A 17,079-nucleotide genomic window follows, 5' to 3' on the forward strand; every position below is an offset into this window, starting at 1 on the left:
TATGCTGTAAAAAAGCGGGTTTATTGACCCGCTTTTTTATTAGTTTTCTATTTCAGAAAGTAGCTGTTTTAACTGGTTAAGCTCAATATCTGTAGCTTTAAACAGTGGCTTGCGTGGTGAACCCGCAGCAACACCTTTTAGTTGTAAACCTGCTTTAATCGTTTTGGGTAAACCACCAGTTACAATAAAGCGTAGTAAAGGAAGTTGCTGATAAAATGATTTTTTGGCCTGTTCTAATTCACCATTTTTTACATGTTCGATAAGTTGTTGAGGTTGTTGACCTAACAGATTTGGCGCTGCTGTACACCAACCACTTGCTCCAGCACATAAAGCTTCTAAAGCTAGAGGGTTGCAGCCGTTATAAAACGGAAGTTCTCCTTTTGAGAGTTCTTGAATTTTATGCATACGTTGAATATCACCGCTGCTTTCTTTTACCATTGTGATGTTTGCAATGTTATTAAACATGCGCACGATTAATTCTGGAGACATATCAACACCACTCGTTGCAGGGTTGTTATAAATCATAATCGGTAAAGTCGTTGCTTGTGCAATCGATTGATAATATTCAAAAATCTCTTGATCTGTTAGCTTCCAATAAGATACAGGAATCACCATAAGTGCATCTGCACCATAGCTTTGAGCGATCTGCGCTTTTTTGATGGCTTGATCCGTCGTGAGTTCTGAAATTCCAATAATGACAGGTACACGTTTATTAATGCTTTCAATTGAAGTTTTAGCCACTAAGCACCACTCATCCCATTCAAGATAAGCGCTTTCTCCAGTACTGCCTAAAGGTGCAATTGCATCGCAGCCGTTTTCAATAAGCAAATCCAGCATCTGTTTTAAAACAGGAAGATTAATGGTGTTGCCATCAGAAAAAGGAGTAACAGGGTAGCCAATAATGCCGTTTAGTTTCATGGTCGAAATCTCTTTTTTAAATACAGTCAGAATGTTTTTTCAAAGCTTTACGTGCGTAGTAAGCAAAGTTCACTTTGTTGCGTTTATCGGTAGATACCCAGTCATGAGCTTCTGTAGCTAAATCGTGTGGGATTGGCTGAATTTGCCCGGCAGACATGGCTAAAAGTTGCAGTTGAGCTGCACGTTCAATTAAAAGAGCCAAGTTACACGCTTCTTCAATGGTTTTTCCTGTGACCAGTTGACCATGGTGAGACAATAAAACAGCGCGGTTTTTACCCAGAGCAGAAGAAATCAAAATACCTTCTTCATTGCCCACAGGAACACCTGGCCAATGGCCTACAAATGAGCAATCTTCGTAGAGTGCACAGACATCCATTTGAGAAATTATGAGCGGAATTTGAAGCATGGAAAGAGCCGCTACATGAGTCGGATGCGTATGGATAATGCAGTTCACCTCTGGGTGTTCTTTATAAATCCATGTATGAAAACGGTTGGCTGGGTTTGCCATACCTTCTTGATGGATGGGTTCTAAGTCTTGATTCACCTCAAGCAAGTTTGAGGCAGTAATTTCATCAAAACCTAAACCAAAACGTTGGGTAATAAAGGATTCTTTACTTTCACTACGACAAGTAATTTGGCCTGCTAAACCAGCATCATGGCCATGATCAAATAAAATACGACAAGTGAGAGCAAGCTTTTGGCGGTCAGTTAAATCTGAGTCACTAATCCACTTTTGCATGTCTTGCTGTGCATGTTGCATAAGGTCTTGTTTGTTTACAGAAGCAGTCTTCATCTCTTCTCCAGTCCAGTTGACCAAATTAAGTAGGTGAAGGCAGAATAGAAAACAACTGGATGAATCAATACATCCAGTTTTAATAAGTTATATGGTCCAGATGGGGCAAATATGCTAAGACCTTGGCAAGTACATTTTCGTATCGATGAAAGAGAAGAGAAAACAGTTTTTTTAAAGCTTACCAACTTGATTAGTCAGGAAATCTTAAGTGGCCGTTTGGCGCAAGGGACTATGCTGCCGGGGTCTCGTAGCCTATCAAAAGAATTAGGAATTAATCGGAAAACGGTACAAGCGGTCTATGAAGAATTAGAAGCACAGGGATGGCTTGTGACTCGTCCCAGAAAAGGCACATTTGTGGCAGATATTTTGCCAGAAAAACAACTCGAAATAGAGTCAGTATCTGAACGAAAAGTGAATGAGAAGCCAACTATTCAAGAAGTTGCTTTATATCCACATAACGATGGTGTACCAGATCCGAGGCTTATTCCCTACGAACTATTTTCGCGGGCCTATCGGCATGCACTGATTAAAATTACCCAAAACCAGTATATGGGATATGGTGATCCGCAAGGTATGGCTGAGTTAAGACAAGCCTTACAACAAATGTTGTCAATGGAACGTTTTATGAATGTTGCCGAAGATGAAATTTGTATTGTACGTGGTAGCCAGATGGGAATTTTTCTTGCATCTCGTGCATTACCTAATCGGCAGGGTGTTATCGTTGTTGAAGAGCTTTACTATCCATCTGCTTTTAAAGCGTTTCAATCAAATGGTTTTCAGGTCGTTTCTGTCAAATTAGATGAACAAGGTATTGTCATTGAGGATTTAGAACGTATTTTAAAAGAACATTCGGTTGCTGCCATTTATACAACTCCGCATCATCAATATCCCACAACTGTCACGATGCCAATGAATCGCCGTCTTCAACTCTTAGAGCTTTCAAAAAAATGGGGCTTTTATATTATTGAAGATGACTATGATCATGAATTCCATTATGACAGTCGGCCTATGCCACCCTTAGCGAGTTTGCCTCATTCTGAATTAGTCATTCATGTTGGCTCATTGTCTAAAGTTTTTGCACCAGGGATCCGTTTAGGCTACATCGTGGCATCGCCATCAATCATTCAATCGATTACAGAAGATATTTTACTGATTGATCGTCAAGGTAATAATATTACTGAACTTGCCTTAGCAGATTTAATGCAACGGGGTGAAATTAAAAGGCACATCCGTAAAATGAAAAAAATATATCAACTACGCCGAGACCATGCGTTAGCTGAGTTTAAAAGAATTTTTGCAGAGTGTGTTCATATACAACCACCTGCGGGTGGAATGGCTTTATGGGTAAAATTCCAGAAACCATTTACTCGAGATCAGCTTATAAAATTAAAAGAACTCAACATTGATACAGAGCATAAGTTTAAACAAATTGAGTCTTCTAATCGTTGTATTCGCTTGGGTTTTGCTGCTTTATCAGAGAAAGAAATCACTTCTTTAATTGAGTCCTTAAATCAAGTTCTTAACAAAAGAACAGCGGACTCATAATCCGCTGTTCTGTTTTTAAGAATGATTGCCTCGATAGGAGAGTGCTTCTGTGAGATGAGGACTTCGGATCATCTCACTTTGAGCCAAATCGGCAATGGTCCGCGCTACTCGTAAAACACGGTGATAAGCACGAGCTGATAGATTTAAACGTTGCTGTGCCATTTCAATCATTTGCTGTGAAGTACTATCAAGGACAGCATATTGCTCAAGTTGCTTCGGCGAAAGCGCTTGATTTAAACAATTTTGTCTTTGCATTTGTTGTTCATAAGCAGAAATCACGCGCTGTCTTACAGCCGTAGAACCTTCAACAGGTGTTGAATCTTGCAGTTCCTGAGCTTTTAAAGGCGGTACATCAATATGTAAATCGATACGGTCAAGTAAAGGTCCTGATATACGGTTTTGATAGCGCTTAATGCTGTCAGGTGAACATTGGCAACGGCTGTCTTGATTAAACGCATAACCACATGGGCAGGGGTTCATCGCAGCAATCAATTGAAAGTTAGCCGGATAAGTAATCTGCCGAGCTGCTCGTGAAATAATGATTTCTTTTGACTCAAGCGGCTGGCGTAAAACTTCTAGCACCTTTCTGTCAAACTCTGGAAGTTCATCTAAAAATAGAACACCTAAGTGAGATAGGGTAATTTCACCCGGTTTAGGATGAGATCCGCTGTCATTTACAAAGAACTATGCGACAATTTAAGCTTGAGTCAATAACTTAGAACGCTTTTTATAAAGAACTGTGCGACAAATCTTATAATGAACTATGCGACGGAACCAAGAATGTACAATCAATTATGCGACACGGTCAAGATCGTACCAGCTCGAAGAAAAATTGGTAATACACGTATCAGTGTATCCGGACTGTACCCTTTTAAAAAAGATTCTGCAGTTCCTTTTGAATCTACACTTGAACGAGATTTTCTCATTCGTTTAGAGGTTGATCCCAATGTTCTGGCTGTTGAGTCTCAACCATTTACTATTGAGTATGTTGATAATGGAAAGAAACGGGTTTATACCCCAGACTTTTTAGTAACATATAAACATGACAATTATCTCCCTTTTATCCCTCCTAAATTAGTTGAAGTTAAGCCGGCAGCGGAGTTAGAACTTAATTTAAATCTATGGAAATCCAGATACCGTGCCGCTATGGCTATTTGCAAAGAAGAAGGTTGGAAATTCCACATTGCACATGAAGGACGTATTCGTGATCAGATATGGTCAAATGCTATGTTTCTGCAAAAATACCGAAAAATGTTCTTCTCTTTTGCCGATTCAAAATTTTTAATGGACTATGTAAGAGATCGAGAAGTTGTAACTTTTGACACACTTTTAGCTCGGCATTTTTCTGGTAAATGGGCTCGTGCAAATGGGATTAGTCAAATTTGGTATTTAGTTGCTCATGGCTTTTTAGCATGCGATTTGAGTCTACCTTTACAGCCTTCTACTGAACTTTGGATAAGTGGGAATTAAGATGAATGATAGACGTGTGAATATCAAGATTGCTGCTGGAGAGTCAGTTCAGGTAAAAGGTATACCGCATACAATTATTGAGATTATTGACCTTAAATCTGTCTTTGTTGAAAACAAGAATACGGGTAGAAAAGGTATTGCTGCCATAAGTGAATTACAGCCAGCATTGCCTACTGAAACGTATGAAGATATAGATCTCATTCCTGATAAAGACTGGGCTGAAGCTGAAAGGCGCTTCAATATAATCCGCCCCTTTATTGAGGATGGGGTGAGTGGACGCAAGGAAGTGGAGTTACGTGCAAAGCAACATGATATAAATCCAGCAACTTTATACAGATGGTTAAAAATATATAACGCATACGGAACGATTGATGGACTGAGACCTAAAAAAGAGGGGTTGCCTCAAGGTCAGAAGATGATTAATAAGCATGCTGAAGCAATTATTGAAAAAGCGATTAAAGACTTATATCTGACTAATCAGAGAATAAGTGTTCAAAAAGTTGTACTTGAAGTGAAACGTTTATGTCATGAATATCATATTCTTGACGTCCCTCATGCAAATACCGTACGGAATCGTATAGCAGCAATCAGTCAAAGAGAAGTTCTTCGTAAAAGAGGACATAAAGAAAAGGCTAATAATAAATTTACCCCAGCCGCTGGAAAATTTCCTCATGCGGATTACCCGCTTGCAGTTGTTCAGATTGACCATACCCCAGTGGATCTAATTCTGGTGGATGATTTTAACCGACAACCTATTGGGCGTCCTTATCTAACTCTTGCAATTGATGTCTTTTCGCGGGTAGTTGTCGGCTATTACCTGTCTTTAGATGCACCTTCGGTAATGTCTATTGCCATGTGTGTATCTCAAGCAGTATTACCCAAAGAGAAATGGTTGGCTTTACGCAAGATCCAGGCTGAATGGCCTGTTTGGGGAATTATGAATACGATCCATGTAGATAATGGTCCCGAATTCCATTCAGAAACTTTCAGAAATGCTTGTATGGCACATGATATCCGTCTGGAATATCGACCTGTTAAAAAACCACGTTTTGGTGGACATATTGAACGTTTGATGGGTACTTTTGCTACAGATATTCATGCAGTACCAGGTACTACTTTTTCTAATATTTTTCAGAGAAAAGATTATGACTCTGATACTCAAGCCGTTTTTACATTTACAGAGTTTGAGGATTGGCTGATTGATTTTATCTGTAATGTTTACCATAAACGAAAACATTCAGCTTTAGGTACATCACCTCTACATGCTTTTGAACTGGGTATCTTTGGTGATAAGAATACTTTAGGTTCTGGAGCAGCCAGATTACCTGCAAATGATCATAATTTTTTCCTTGATTTTTTACCGAGTTTTGAACGAACAATCCAAACTACAGGTGTAACTATTGATGGGCTGTCATATTATGCGGATGTATTGAGAAGCTGGATCAATTCAATTGACCCTGATAACCATAAAGAGAAACGCAAGTTTATTTTTAGAAGAGATCCAAGGAATATTAGTGAAATATGGTTCTTTGACCCTGAAATAAAAAACTATTTTAAAGTTCCTCTAGCAGATCAAAGTATTCCACCCTTTAGTATTTGGGAACATAAAAAAATTCAGGAATTGAAAAAAGAAACTGGTGAATATTTAAAAGATCATGAGCTTGGACAGGCTTTAGCTAAACTGCGTGAACGGGTACAAGAAGCGAGTATTAAAACTCGTCGTGCTCGCAGAACATATCAGCGTAATACTCAACATCAACAGAGAATTAACCCTGCTTCAATTCAGGACAAAAAATCTCAACATGAGAGTACCGTTATGGATCAACAATTTGAAAGCTTATATGGGTTATTACCTTTAGATGAGGTAGAAAATGATGAGGATATTTCATGAGTAATTATCCACATATTTTCCAGGAATTTCGACCTATTGTTGACCAATCTAATGAGGACAGACTTTTTTTCCTCGAAGAGGACCGTTGGATAGGTTACCCAGCAGCGAATGATCTACTGGATCAATTAAAGGGCATGCTCGCTCTTCCAAAACGAAGTCGTATGCCTAATTTACTGGTGTTAAGTAAACCTAATAATGGTAAGACTTCAATTATTAACCAATTTTTTAAGCTCTATGGAGAGGGGTATACTAATGAGCTTAATAATGCAGTTAAACCTGTGATTGTTGTTCAAGCACCTGTTTCCCCTGATGAGAAAGCTTTATATATGGCCATCTTAGATAGATTTTGGGAACCCTTCCGCGAAAGAGATCCTGTTGCAAAATTAAGATATCAGGTTGTTCATTGCCTCAAGCTTTATGAGGTGAAGTTACTTATTATTGATGAAATGAACTCTTTGTTGTGTGGAACTCCTATTAAACAAAGAACAGTCATGAATGCGATCAAATATTTGTGTAATGAAACTCAGATACCTGTTGTTGGTTTTGGGACGGAAGAAGCTGTTCGGGTGCTATATACCGATCCACAGCATGTAAGCCGTTTTCGTGTTGTTAACCTTCCCTTATGGCAACTTGATAAAGAGTTTCAGGCTATGGTAAATAAATTTGAAAAAGTGCTTCCACTTAAACTGCCTTCAAGATTAGCTGAGCCAGCAACTGTAAAGTATTTACATGACATTACAGAGGGAAATTTAGGCAATTTACGTAGTCTTTTAAGGGAAGCTGCCAAGAAGGCTATCATTACTGGGCAGGAACACATTAATCACCAATTATTAGAAAGTGTAAAGTAACCTGTAGCATACAAGTATGGTTCAGATTGTAGGGACTCATTATTGGGTTATTCGTACACTTCCCTATGAAGATGAAGCCTTATCCTCATGGCTGATACGAATTTCCCTTGAGAGTGGTTGTGATCCACTGAGCTTAACTGGGCTACTTTGGCCTAAATGGAGAGCATGGACTGTAGACATTGATAAAGGACTTGATCAAGAATATTTAGATATATTAGTCCGTAAGGTTGGTACCAGCCCGGATCACTTCAATCCCTCAACTTTTAAGACATTATTTCTACAAAATAGTGCAATAAATCTTGAACCATGGATATTAGCTTTAGGTACACGGAATCGTAAACATAAAAGTGGTTGGCAATATTGTCCCAAATGTTTGGAAAGTGATCCTGTTGCTTACTTTCGGCTGAATTGGCGGTATGTATTGCACGTGGGATGTGTTAAGCATAATCAGCGTTTATTAGATCAATGTCCCCATTGCCAGAAGGCTATTCAACCAAGATTATTGGAAGCTCCTGATCAGACATTATCTTGCTGTGCCCTATGTAAAGAGAAACTTTTTGATGTGAAAGCCGATGTCATAGATCGCAATGCTTTGACATTACAGAAAGACTTTGATCTTTTCCTTAAACAAGGATATGCAATTTATGATGATACTTTAATTCCTATATCAGAGTGGTTGAGTGTCATTCAGTTATTTAATCAATTTATTCGAAAAGTTCTTAGAAGTTCCTTAAATAGTAAAGGTTGGGCATTTTTAAATGCGCTGGATATTAGAGTTCCCCATCCTCAACTTTCCTCGACGGGTTTAGTCCTTAGTCAAATTTCAGTATTAGAAAGGGAGAAAATATTTGCTTGTATTTCTCAACTGTTAAAAGTTTCCCAAAAAAAATTTATTGAAACAGCTCACTCTTTAAGTATGAATAGAGCCTCATTTTGGGATAAGAGATGTAAAATACCAGAAATATTAATACCTTTAGAAAAGCAACTAGACAAGGTTTCTCGGGGGTATATATTAAAGGGAAATGTCTCAAGTACCCCAAAACCAACATGTAAAAAAGCTATATTACGAAAAATGTGGAGATTGAAGCGAAAAATCTTATAAATTGGGGGAAGATGAGATGCCTCAATGTGATGACTGTGGTCGCAATGTGGAAAAAATTCATAAGAATTATAAATCGACTAAATTTTGCCATACATGTTATGTACGGGTTTTCAAAAAAAGAGCATGTTCATCCTGTGGAAAGCTTGCCAGGTTATATAAATATGATAACTCAGCCATTTGCCAAAAATGTGAAAACAATAGACCATGTATACGTTGTCAACGAGTTGATTACTCTATAGGAAAAATTACAAAGTATGGTCCTGTTTGTTGTAGTTGCTCTGTTTATTTCAAGGAGTTTCAAGCCTGTGAGCGTTGTGGATGCTTTTCCCAGAAACTCTCCAGAATCAGCCGCTTTTCAGATAATTTAAGAGTATGTCCTAAATGCGCAACTCGTGATTATAGAACTTGCCCAAGTTGTCGTAGGTACCGGCTACTTGAAGAAGATGTTAAATCAGGTCAGATGTATTGCAAGAAATGTTTGAATTCACCACCTCATTATTGTTTGATCTGTAAATTGAAGATTCCTGCTGGGCGTGGAAATTATTGTGAAAGTTGTTCCTGGCACCAGATTCTTGAAAGAAGAGTTGGGAAATTAGCAAATAATTTAGTAGATACACATCTCCGAAAACACTTTAAAAACTATATAAAATGGCTTGAACAACGAGTAGGCTCACATAAAGCAGCCTTATTTACTGCGAAACATATAAAATTTTTTGAAGAAACTGAAGATCTTTGGATAGAGCAAGTTCCCGCTTATACCGAGCTTTTGGGAAGATTAAGAACAAGTGGTTTACGTAAATTTGTATTACCTATGCAATGGTTAACTCAAGTACATCATCTTCAAGTAGATATACAGGCAAAAGAATTTTGTTCTGAATTGGACCAACTGAATAGGTTAAAAAATATTTGTCTAGAGTCCACTTTTCCCGCTCAAATTCTTCAAAAGTACTTTGACACGTTAATGAGTAGAGTGAGCGATGGTACAACAACTATTCGCTCTGCCAGGCTAGCAATGAAACCAGCTTCAGCCTTGATGTTTCTGATGAGTAATTCAAGATTTAACTTGCCACGGATATGGCATGTCAAACATTATTTGTCACATCATCCTGGTCAAGCGGCTGAACTCATTGGCTTTATAATTTTTTTAAACCGGAATTATGATACGGATTTAAACTTTTCATTTATAAAGAATTCTAACTTTATAAAAGCAGTAAAAAATCAGAAATTAGAAAAAGAAATTATTAAGTTAAGTAAAGTGACCGAGAATAGATTTGAATTATTATTGTGGGTAAGAATTTGCTTAATGTATTTTCATAAGTTTGAGATTACCCATTCTAAGCATATAGAACTAAATATGATCAATGAAATTGAAGATGGATTAGAGATTAGTTTCAGGAATGAGATTTTTTGGATACCTAAAATTAATAATTTTTTTGATATTAGCCAAGAATCAACATAGGTACATTATCGAGAGGTCTTGCTAGATACAAGAAGATTTGAGAACTTTATCAAAAAAAAATTAATTACTAGTTATTGATAGGGAATAGAATCTTTCTATCCCCAAAATCAAGCCTACTTATCCATATTTATTTTGGATAAGACGTTTGTATTAGTCTTAAATTTTGCTGATTATTTTCCTTACTTAAATTTTGTGGCTCCTCTTTCTTATCTGCATGATGGGCATGTGAAAGTGAGCTCTCGTCTGAGTGGTCATGATCCGAAACTTTCCTCAGCTCGCTGTCATCAAGCGCATGCATATGTTTAGCTGATGCTGGTTCTGCCCAACTCACAGTATTTACAACAAGAGATATAATTACGATACAGTTAACTTTCATCCATGAAGTCATTGCTTGGCTACTCCTATTACTCAATACCGACTACTGTTGTAATATACCCAGTCGTTAAAAGAATTGATAAGCCTAGTGACATTTCAAATAAAATGGCATAACCCAATTGTTTTGCAAATTTTGGATCCTGTAAACGAGGAGTAAAATACCATTTATTAAAGGCAGCCAATAATAAAATACTTAAAACAAATATTATTTTAATAATGAATCCATGCCCATAAGGAGTATTCAGTAGAATATTGAAATCTTTAATGAGTAATAGTGCAATACTGGCACCACATGCAAGTAATATTCCTACCACAAAAGCAGCAATTCTTCCAAACAGATGCATGCGTTCTTTCAAGGGAAGACCAGTAATTTTTTTACTTGTTCTCCATAAAGGATAAAGTGATCCCATCCATAAAGACATTACAAGTACATGGATTGATAATAAAAATTGTGCGAATGAAGGTAAATTTGTAACATGACCAAGTTGAGAAAAACTAAAAACAATAGGAGTTAAAAGTATGAGAAATATTACTCCTTCAATTTTTGAAACCTGAATAGTTCCTTTACTAAGTTTTATGATCATCACTAGAAGTAGAAGAGCAAAACTAATTGATCGAATAATATGAACGTGCCCTGTGGGAGTATTTATTAAAATGTTTATGTAGTTGCTATCCCACATGCCAGAAAGACCTGTATTGGCAAAACTTCCAATGAGAAGGAAGAAGCCAAGAATACTGGATATTAAACCCAGTCCTGCACCAATAGTTATGTACTTCAGAATAGTCTGTTTAATTTCTACATAACGACCAAGTAAGAAATAACAGAAAGCGCCACCAACAACAAATGCAATACCTAAATATAAAACGACTTTAGCCAGCCATGTTGCGTATATCCAAGTTTCAGGAAGCATATTTTTCTCCATCGTTATAGCAACATGCCAGCAAATAGCTGGCATGTTTACTAATTTCATTTTTATTTTATTTTGCTGCTTTAAGCGTGAAATTATATTCGCCATTCATGTTGTGGCCATCTGCACCCATTGTGGTCCATACCACGGTATATTTACCTTTCTTAAGTTTAGGTACGGCCACTTCAAATGACTTTTTCATATCATGAGTTATTTTATAATTTAATGGGATATCCTTACGTTGGGCATCAAGCAATTTGACATTCATTAACATAACCTCTTCACCAAAATTTAAAGTTATGTTTTGGGGTTGACTTGCTACAGAAGCATTAATAGCAGGTGTTGCACTTTCAAGTTTTACATGTGCAAACGCACTAGAAGCAGCTACAACCATAGTTGCACCAACTAATACATTGCGTAGAACTGATACTTTATTTTGGAAAATTTTCATTTCATCATCCTTCTAAAACAGATACATAGCTAAGTAATGACCCGTTGACGTTCATGAATAGATTGAGTTGGTCATCACTCTTCGTATGCTTATTATTCAAGACAGATAGAAACGTCTTGATGACTCCAAAATTACATTTTTGTCATTTTTAAAATTGAAAACACACAAGTGTTACACTGACTTTATTGAAAATAATGGTCACTAAATGACCGGATATCGAAAAATTAGTTTAATCCTAATGAGCTCTTTATTTTTGAGAATTAATATGAAGGAGGTTCTATGGACCATCATCATGAAGATAAGAATACCGGCAATAGACTTATTGACCCTGTCTGTGGAATGGCCGTAACACAGGCTTCTAAATTCTATGAAAAAATTGACAGTAAAACGTTTTACTTTTGCAGTGAAAAATGCAAGTTAAAGTTTGAAAATGATCCTTTGTTTTATATTAATGAAGAGGGTAAATCTTCTCCAACTAAAAAATCAATGAATAGAGCTGAAGTAGATTCAACTGAAATTATTAATTCAGCTCATGTAAATACTTCCACAATTTATACATGTCCCATGCATCCGGAGATTCGACAGAATCAACCTGGAAACTGTCCAATTTGCGGTATGACATTAGAGCCTTTGCTTCCAAATTTAGATGAGGCTGATGAAAATCCTGAACTCAAGGACTTTAAAAGAAGATTTTGGTACACGTTACCTTTGACCGTTATCGTAATAACCTTGGCGATGTTTGGTCATAAATTAAACTGGTTTGAAATTAAAGTACAAACTTGGATTGAACTTCTTCTTACCTTGCCAATAGTTTTTTGGGCGGGATGGCCATTTTTTGTTAGATGTTGGCAATCAATTTTAAATCGTAGTCCGAATATGTGGACTTTAATTGGGATTGGGACCGGTGCAGCATTTATATACAGTCTCGTTGGAACTTTGGCACCGCAAGTATTCCCTGACTCTTTTATATCTATGGGACGTGTTGCAGTATATTTTGAAGCTACTGACGCTATCATTTCACTAACATTGTTAGGTCAAGTGCTTGAGTTAAAAGCTCGCTCGCAAACTTCGGCCGCGATTAAATCTTTGCTTGGGTTGGCGCCGAAAACTGCCAGAAAAGTAAATGACGATGGAAGAGAAGAAGATATTCCTCTTTCCCATGTACACGTTGGAGATTTGCTTAGAGTACGACCAGGTGAAAAGGTACCTGTTGATGGAATAGTTACTGAAGGTTCAAGTTCTATTGATGAGTCGATGTTAACTGGAGAACCCGTACCAGTTACAAAACGTGTGGGAGACCAGGTGATTGGCGCAACTATGAATATGAATGGTTCATTAGTGATGCGTTCAGAAAAGGTTGGGTCATCAACTGTACTCTCTCAGATCGTACAAATGGTGTCGCAAGCTCAACGTTCTAAAGCTCCAATGCAAAGAATGGCAGATCAGGTAGCAGGATGGTTTGTTATGGTGGTTATTGGTATTTCTATACTTACATTTTTGGGTTGGGGAATATTCGGACCGGAGCCGAGTTGGGTCTATGGGCTAATCAATGCTGTCGCAGTTTTAATTATTGCTTGCCCATGTGCTTTAGGATTAGCGACGCCTATGTCAATCATGGTGGCAACCGGTCGTGGTGCATCAAATGGTGTACTTTTTCGTGATGCTGCAGCTATAGAAAATTTACGGAAGATTGATACGTTAATTATTGATAAGACAGGAACCTTAACCGAAGGCCAACCTACATTTGATAAGATTATCCCTCTTTCTGGATATGAAGATAACGAGATTCTTCGATTAGCAGCTAGTCTGGATCAAGGAAGTGAACATCCTTTAGCCGATGCAATTGTACGTGCTGCCCGGGAAAGAGATCTTGCACTAACGAAACCGACATCTTTTGAGTCAGGGTCTGGTATTGGCGTTAAGGGTGAGTTAAATGGACATCAGTTATCTCTAGGTAATACCGCATTAATGGAACAACTTGGTATATCTGTTGATGCATTTATCAATGATGCTGAGAAGTTAAGAGCTGAAGGTGCAAGTGTTATGCATTTAGCTGTGGATGGGAAACTGATAGGTTTGATAGCTGTTTCAGATCCAATCAAAGCAAGTACACCTGAAGCTTTGCATTCATTAAAAAATTCCGGTTTAAGAATCGTAATGGCTACAGGCGATGGCTTAACAACAGCGAAATCAGTTGGTAGCCGTTTAGGTATCGATGAAGTTTATGGAGAAGTAAAACCCGCAGATAAATTAGAATTAGTTAAGAAATTACAAAAAGAAGGAAGAATCGTAGCAATGGCTGGTGACGGAATTAACGATGCTCCGGCTTTAGCGCAGGCTGACATCGGAATTGCAATGGGGACAGGAACAGATGTCGCAATGAATAGTGCTCAAGTTACTTTGGTAAAGGGTGATTTACGCGGTATTGAAATAGCCCGTACCTTGTCGGAGGCAACTATTAAGAATATGAAGCAAAACCTGATGTTTGCGTTTCTTTATAATGCGTTAGGTATCCCTTTGGCTGCTGGTATTTTATACCCATTTACTGGATGGTTACTTTCTCCTATGATTGCAGCGCTCGCGATGAGTCTAAGTTCAGCCTCGGTTATTGGTAATGCTTTACGGCTACGTAAATAAAATAGATGATTAACTGACTACTTATTATTTTAATTATTTGTAATAAGTAGTCAGTTTTTTATAGGATAATTAATTAATTTTTAAAAATAATTTTAAAAATTATACGTCCGTTATTATAGTCTGCTTGAATTGTTGCGCCATGGACATCAAGAATTGACTTTGTAATGGCTAAACCTAGCCCGGTGCCTTCCTCAACTCGTTGTCTCGATGCATCTGTACGATAAAAACGATCAAATAATCGGTTCAACTGCTCAGATGTTAATGGTGAACTTTCATTCTCAATTGTGAATATAGTGGTATCTATATTTTTTTGAAACTGAATTTTGATTACCGAATTTGGTTTGCCATACCTAATAGAGTTTGATAGCAAATTACTAAGTGCACGACGTAACATTGAAGGATCGCCCTCAACGTAACCTTGGCCAGTTTGCTTGAGTGACATTCCTTTTTCAGCAGCAATTGCATCATAAAAATCAAATAATGCTGAGACTTCCTTGACTAAATTCACTTGCTGTAAATTCGCTTTATGTAGGCCATGTTCTGCTTTTGCAAGAAAGAGCATATCGGATACCATTCGGGCTAAACGTTCAAACTCTTCCAAATTGGAAAATAGAATTTCCTGATAGGTACTAATATCTCGACTACGTGATAAACAAACTTGGGTTTGCGTCATCAAATTATTAATAGGTGTTCTGATCTCATGAGCTAGATCAGATGAAAAATCCGAGAGTTTCCCTACCGCTGTTTCTAGCCGGTCTAACATATCGTTGAATGCGATGGCTAATGATTTCAGTTCAGTTGGAGTACTGTCTACTTCTAATCGCTCAGAAAGATGCTGAGCCGAGATACCTTCTGCAACTTTCGCCATTTTTTGAACTGGTCGTAATCCTCTCCAAGCGGCAAACCAACCTAAAAACATTAAACAAATTGTGCCTACAACGCCGATATATAATAACTGTCGTCTAAAATCATTTAAAAAGTGTTGATGTTCAGATGTATCGATCCCCACAATAATTTGGGCTGATGGAATACTAATATTATTAAAGGACTTTTTATAAACTAAGCCCCGATAGATTTTTTTTTGAATTTCCCATTCTATCCAAGGGGCTTGTTTAGATTTGACTAACGTTTGCGTCTTTATGACTGCTGGTGCTGAACTAAAAATGATTTGGCCTGTTGGACGTTCTATTTGAACAATCAGATCATGATGACCTACTAAAGCATCTTTTAAATATGTATTTAATTCATGGGTATTTGTAGGGTTCTGTTCAAGTAAATTTTCTAAAAGCTGAATTTTTCCTTCTAACTGGGTCCGGTCCTGAGTTTCAAAATGATGCATAACAAGTTGATGAATGACCAGCCCCATAATCAATAAGATGATGACAGTTGATAGAGAAAAGATAATTGCAATACGGAAGCTAATTGCATTAAACAATTTATGAGTCATCTTCTACCTCTAAGACATATCCCATCCCCCGGATGTTTTGAATTAACTTAGGGGTGAAGTTGCTATCTATTTTATTTCTTAACCGTTTAATAGCGACTTCAACTACATTGGTATCACTATCAAAATTCATGTCCCATATTTGAGAAGCAATTAAAGCACGAGGTAGAATTTCTCCACGTCTACGCATAAATAATTCCATCAATGCAAACTCTTTGGCTGTTAGGTCAATACGTTGCCCTGCACGAGTAACACGACGTTTACGTAAATCAAGTTCAAGGTCTGCAATAGTGATTAGGTTGCTATCTTCTTTTTGTTGTCCCCGACGGAGTAAGCTCTTAATTCGAGCCAGTAGCTCTGCAAAAGCAAAAGGCTTGACAAGATAATCATCAGCCCCTAATTCTAACCCTTTCACTCGATCATCAATTTGATCTCGGGCTGAAAGAAAAAGAATAGGCATGCTTTTACCGCTTTTTCTAATGTCATTAATGATATTCCAGCCGTCCAACTTAGGTAACATTACATCTAGAATAATTAGGTCATACTCTTCAGAAAGAGCCTGGTGTTTTCCTGTTAATCCATCTGTAACCCAGTCAGTAATATAGCCAGCTTCAGAAAGGCCTTGTTTAAGGTAATCACCAGTTTTTTGTTCATCTTCAACTAATAAGATTCTCATTTATAAAAACCTGATTGCATTAATTAGGATCATAATAACGTTATAAATCCGTGATTCGGCGTAGATTACAAAAATGTCATTTTCATGTCATATAGATGTTTAGTGCCGGCCTTTAATGTATTCATATGAGCTAATCTTGGAGCAAAAAATGAAAACTTTATTTCGTCGTAGTTTAACTACTTTTTTATGTGTTGGATCTTTGTTCGCTGGAACTCAGTCTTGGGCTGCAGAGGCTAAACAGACCAGTACAGTAAGTACTGCTGTTCAAGCAGATATCAAAGAACAAGGTAAGTGTCAAAAACCCTGTGATATGAAGAATGATAAAACAACTCAACAGGATCATAGCCAGCACGACCACAGTAAAATGTCCGATATGTCCCAAATGGATCATTCTAAGATGATGAATATGGACCCTTCTAAAATGGGAAATATGGATCACTCAAATATGATGAACATGGATCACTCTAAAATGAACATGTCAAATACATCAAATAAATAAAGAATACGATAAATGAGAGATTGGGGGTAAAGCAGTTAAACATGTTTTATCCCTTATCTTGAT

At 37.4% G+C, this 17,079-nt stretch carries 15 protein-coding genes and 1 pseudogene; 8 read left to right on the plus strand and 8 right to left on the minus strand.

Annotated features, from left to right (window positions below; all coding sequences use genetic code 11):
- Nucleotides 1-39: 39 nt before the first annotated feature.
- Together F886_RS03480 and F886_RS03485 are read right to left on the minus strand one after the other, a co-directional pair.
- A complete protein-coding gene (locus tag F886_RS03480) occupies nt 40-918 on the minus strand; it encodes a dihydrodipicolinate synthase family protein (RefSeq protein WP_005301525.1) in 879 nt (292 codons plus the stop codon).
- 16 nt (nt 919-934) lie between these two features.
- Nucleotides 935-1,711, minus strand: a complete 777-nt coding sequence (locus F886_RS03485; protein ID WP_005301534.1) for an aldolase — start codon at nt 1,709-1,711, stop codon at nt 935-937.
- Between the two features lie 111 nt (nt 1,712-1,822).
- Here F886_RS03485 and F886_RS03490 point away from each other — a divergent pair, with 111 nt between their 5' ends.
- On the plus strand, nt 1,823-3,256 hold the full coding sequence (locus F886_RS03490; RefSeq protein ID WP_005301536.1) for a MocR-like pyridoxine biosynthesis transcription factor PdxR: 1,434 nt from the start codon (nt 1,823-1,825) through the stop codon (nt 3,254-3,256).
- Between the two features lie 15 nt (nt 3,257-3,271).
- On the opposite strand, the pseudogene F886_RS03495 reads toward F886_RS03490, so the two are convergent.
- Nucleotides 3,272-3,922 (minus strand): annotated as a pseudogene (locus F886_RS03495) (ATP-binding protein); the annotation flags it as partial.
- A 114-nt stretch (nt 3,923-4,036) separates the two neighbouring features.
- Between F886_RS03495 and F886_RS03500 the strand changes: the two are divergent.
- Genes F886_RS03500 through F886_RS03520 form a run of 5 tightly spaced genes read left to right on the plus strand, consistent with a single transcriptional unit; the run spans nt 4,037 to nt 10,026 of the window.
- On the plus strand, nt 4,037-4,726 hold the full coding sequence (locus F886_RS03500; RefSeq protein WP_005301544.1) for a heteromeric transposase endonuclease subunit TnsA: 690 nt from the start codon (nt 4,037-4,039) through the stop codon (nt 4,724-4,726).
- 1 nt (nt 4,727) lies between these two features.
- Nucleotides 4,728-6,617: a Mu transposase C-terminal domain-containing protein gene (locus F886_RS03505; protein ID WP_005301547.1), complete on the plus strand. Its 1,890-nt coding sequence runs from the start codon at nt 4,728-4,730 to the stop codon at nt 6,615-6,617.
- Nucleotides 6,614-7,465: a TniB family NTP-binding protein gene (locus F886_RS03510; RefSeq protein ID WP_000073891.1), complete on the plus strand. Its 852-nt coding sequence runs from the start codon at nt 6,614-6,616 to the stop codon at nt 7,463-7,465. Before F886_RS03505 ends, F886_RS03510 begins: the two co-directional genes overlap by 4 nt.
- Before the next feature lie 16 nt (nt 7,466-7,481).
- Nucleotides 7,482-8,567 carry a TniQ family protein gene (locus tag F886_RS03515; protein ID WP_005301551.1) on the plus strand — a complete coding sequence of 362 codons (1,086 nt, stop codon included), beginning with the start codon at nt 7,482-7,484 and terminating at the stop codon, nt 8,565-8,567.
- A 16-nt stretch (nt 8,568-8,583) separates the two neighbouring features.
- Complete coding sequence (locus F886_RS03520; RefSeq protein ID WP_005301554.1) at nt 8,584-10,026, plus strand: hypothetical protein; 1,443 nt, start codon at nt 8,584-8,586, stop codon at nt 10,024-10,026.
- Between the two features lie 127 nt (nt 10,027-10,153).
- Here F886_RS03520 and F886_RS03525 read toward each other — a convergent pair whose 3' ends face one another.
- The 3 genes from F886_RS03525 to F886_RS03535 all read right to left on the minus strand — a co-directional run bounded on the left by F886_RS03525 (nt 10,154) and on the right by F886_RS03535 (nt 11,760).
- Complete coding sequence (locus F886_RS03525) at nt 10,154-10,414, minus strand: hypothetical protein (RefSeq protein ID WP_000205069.1); 261 nt, start codon at nt 10,412-10,414, stop codon at nt 10,154-10,156.
- Between the two features lie 16 nt (nt 10,415-10,430).
- Nucleotides 10,431-11,312, minus strand: a complete 882-nt coding sequence (locus F886_RS03530) for a copper resistance D family protein (protein ID WP_005301557.1) — start codon at nt 11,310-11,312, stop codon at nt 10,431-10,433.
- Nucleotides 11,313-11,379: 67 nt separating this feature from the next.
- Complete coding sequence (locus F886_RS03535) at nt 11,380-11,760, minus strand: copper resistance CopC family protein (protein WP_000689223.1); 381 nt, start codon at nt 11,758-11,760, stop codon at nt 11,380-11,382.
- A 279-nt stretch (nt 11,761-12,039) separates the two neighbouring features.
- On the opposite strand from F886_RS03535, the gene F886_RS03540 reads away from it, so the two are divergent.
- Nucleotides 12,040-14,397, plus strand: a complete 2,358-nt coding sequence (locus F886_RS03540; RefSeq protein ID WP_005301560.1) for a heavy metal translocating P-type ATPase — start codon at nt 12,040-12,042, stop codon at nt 14,395-14,397.
- Nucleotides 14,398-14,470: 73 nt separating this feature from the next.
- Here the strand turns inward: F886_RS03540 and F886_RS03545 are convergent, their stop codons facing one another.
- Both F886_RS03545 and F886_RS03550 read right to left on the minus strand, forming a co-directional pair.
- Entirely contained in the window at nt 14,471-15,844 is a 1,374-nt protein-coding gene (locus F886_RS03545) for a heavy metal sensor histidine kinase (protein ID WP_000149042.1), read from the minus strand.
- Nucleotides 15,834-16,517 carry a heavy metal response regulator transcription factor gene (locus F886_RS03550; protein ID WP_001221582.1) on the minus strand — a complete coding sequence of 228 codons (684 nt, stop codon included), beginning with the start codon at nt 16,515-16,517 and terminating at the stop codon, nt 15,834-15,836. Before F886_RS03550 ends, F886_RS03545 begins: the two co-directional genes overlap by 11 nt.
- A gap of 148 nt (nt 16,518-16,665) precedes the next feature.
- Between F886_RS03550 and F886_RS03555 the strand changes: the two genes are divergently transcribed.
- Entirely contained in the window at nt 16,666-17,016 is a 351-nt protein-coding gene (locus F886_RS03555) for a hypothetical protein (RefSeq protein ID WP_000853615.1), read from the plus strand.
- Nucleotides 17,017-17,079 lie beyond the last annotated feature (63 nt).

Source organism: Acinetobacter sp. NIPH 542, from assembly GCF_000369825.1.
GTDB classification, from domain to species: Bacteria; Pseudomonadota; Gammaproteobacteria; order Pseudomonadales; family Moraxellaceae; genus Acinetobacter; species Acinetobacter oleivorans.